3 protein-coding genes are annotated in these 2,673 nt (G+C 73.8%); all 3 read left to right on the forward strand.

Annotated elements, in window-relative coordinates:
* On the forward strand, positions 1 to 699 hold a 699-nt coding region (locus tag ACTUAL_RS02730; protein WP_440899152.1), incomplete at its 5' end, for a substrate-binding domain-containing protein.
* A complete protein-coding gene (locus ACTUAL_RS02735; protein WP_440899153.1) occupies positions 696 to 1,943 on the forward strand; it encodes a glycoside hydrolase 5 family protein in 1,248 nt (415 codons plus the stop codon). The genes ACTUAL_RS02730 and ACTUAL_RS02735, both read left to right, overlap by 4 nt.
* Positions 1,944 to 2,118: 175 nt before the next feature.
* A partial coding sequence (locus ACTUAL_RS02740; protein WP_440899154.1) for an MFS transporter occupies positions 2,119 to 2,673 on the forward strand: 555 nt, incomplete at its 3' end.

Raw genomic sequence — 2,673 nt, forward strand, 5'->3', positions numbered from 1 at the left:
GAGGACGAGGAGCAGCTCTACCGGCAGTGGTGGCGCGAGCGGCGGGTCCACGCGTTCCTGCTGGTCGACGTGCGCGACGACGACCCCAGGCTCGCGCTGGTCGAGCAGCTCGGCGCCCCCGCCGCCCTGCTCGGCGCGCCCGTCCCCGGACCGGTCACCTCGGTCACCGTGGGTGACGGCACCGCGTTCGCCGAGGCGCTCGACCACCTCGCCGGGCTCGGCCACCGCAGCGTCACCCGCGTCACCGACGCCCCCGGCCTCGCCCACACCGGGGCCAGGGACGAGCGCTTCCGCGAGGCCGCCCTGGAGCGCGGCGTGCGGGCCGGGGTCGCGGCGTGGGACAAGGGCGCCGAGGACCCGGTGGCGGACCTGCTGGGCAGGCTGGGGGAGTCGACGGCGATCATCGTGGACAGCGAGACCGTCGCCGCCGAGATCGTCGCGCACGCCCCCGAGGTCGGCGTCCGCGTCCCCGAGCAGCTCTCGGTGATCGCCTGGGAGGACTCCTGGGTGTCCACGATCGTCCGCCCCCGCCTGACCGCCTTCGACGCACCCGTCGAGGAGAGCGCCCGCGCCGCCGTCGCCCTGCTCGAGAAGCTCGTCCGCGGCGAGGACGCCGCTCCCCAGACCGTCAGCGGTCGCCGCCTGCTCGTGCGCGAGTCCACGGCGCCCGCCCCGAACAACCGCGAGGAGAGCCCTTGACCACGAGCACCCCGAGGTTCGGCGTCAACTACACCCCGTCGCAGGACTGGATGTTCCAGTGGATGGCCGTCGACCCCGACGTCGTCCGCGCGGACTTCGCGGCGATCGCCGCCCTGGGCGTCGACCACGTGCGCGTCTTCCCGCTGTGGCCGGTGCTCCAGCCGAACCGGACCCTGATCCGGCGGCGCGCGCTGGACGACGTCGCCCTGGTGGTCGACGTCGCCGCCGAGTTCGACCTCGACGTCGCCGTGGACGTGATCCAGGGCCACATGTCCGGCTTCGACTTCGTGCCCGCCTGGCTGGTGAACTGGCACAGCGCCAACATGTTCACCGACAGGCCCGCGGTCGAGGCCCAGGCGGCCCTGGTCGCCGCGGTCTACGACGCGGTCCGCGACCGCCCGAACCTCCTCGGCCTGACCCTGGGCAACGAGGTCAACCAGTTCCAGCGCCCCAACCCGGCCGCGATGCCCGCGAGCACCGACCAGGTCACCCACTGGCTCACCTCCCTGCTCACCGCCCCGCGCGACCGCGACCCGCGCCACGTCGTGACCCACAGCGAGAACGACCACCTCTGGTACCGCGACGAGCACCCCTTCGTCCCCGTCCACGCCAGCCGCCTCGGCGACGTGACGACCGTGCACTCCTGGATCGTCAACGGCACGGCCGCCCGCTCCGGCGCCCTCTCCCCGCAGTCGGTGCGGCACGCCGAGTGGATGATCGAGCTGTCCAAGGCCTTCGCCACCGACCCGGAGCGCCGGGTCTGGCTCCAGGAGGTCGGCGCCCCGTCGATGAACCTGGCCGAGTCCGAGATGCCGGAGTTCTGCGCCCGCACCGTCCAGGCGGCGCTGACCACCGAGGACCTCTACGCGATCACCTGGTGGTGCTCCCACGACGTCTCGCGCGACCTGGGCGACTACAAGGACCTGGAGTACTCCCTGGGCCTGCTGGACACCGGGAACGCCGTGAAGCCCGTGGGCAGCCGCTTCGCCGAGCTGATCGCCGAGGCGAAGCGCGTCGCGCCGACCCCGACCCCCCGCACCGTCGGCGTCGTGGTCGACGTCGACGAGCACGACCTCCCCCTGTCCCGCGCCGCGCTCGCCCCCGGCGGCGCGGTCTTCGAGCGCTGGCACGAGCTGCGCGAGCGCGGCGCCGCCGTCGCGGTCGTCACGAGCGCCACCGCCGCCTCGCCCGAGGCCCTGGGAGCCCGAGGCGTCCGCGTGCTCGACCACCCGGCGCTCGCCTGAGCCGCCGCACCGCGAACGGGCCCGTCCGGTCCACAGTGGACGGAGTGTGCCCGCTTGATCCCTTTCGCCCGAACGGTCCTCCACCCCTGATCACCGCCCGCCACAGGGGTCGTACGGTGAGGGACGGGACGGTCCGCCGCGTGGTGGGCCGCCCGTCCACGTGGAGGTGTCCGCTGTGCGCTTAACCGGTCGGCTCTCGGGCGGAGGGGTGGTGCTGGCGGGCGGCGTCCTGGTCGACTCCCTGGGCACCGGGCTGTTCCTGGCCATCGTGCCGGTCTTCGTGGTGCTGCGGCTGGGCGTCGACCCGGTCCAGGTCGGCGTGGTCGTCGGCGTGGCCAACCTGATCGCGCTGGCCTCGCCCGGACCCGCGGGCTGGCTCGCCGACCGGTTCGGCGCAGGCCCGATCTGGACGTTCCTGCTGCTGTGGCGGGCGATCGGGTACTCCTGCTTCCTGTTCGTCTCCTCCTTCTGGTGGTACGCGCTGCTGCTGTGCGCGCTGGGCCTGTTCGACCGGGCCAGCGCGCCCGTGCAGCAGGTGTTCCTGCTCCAGGCCGAGGCGCCGGAGAACCGCAGCCGCTCCATGGCCGTGCTGCGCACCGGGCGCAACATCGGGATGAGCGTCGGGCTGCTGCTCGGCGGGATCGTCGTCTCCGTCGGCACCGAGGCCGCGTTCTCCGCCGGGTTCGCCGTCAACGCCGCGTCGTACCTGGTGCTGCTGACCGTCGTGCGG

It is taken from the genome of Actinosynnema sp., assembly GCF_052038725.1.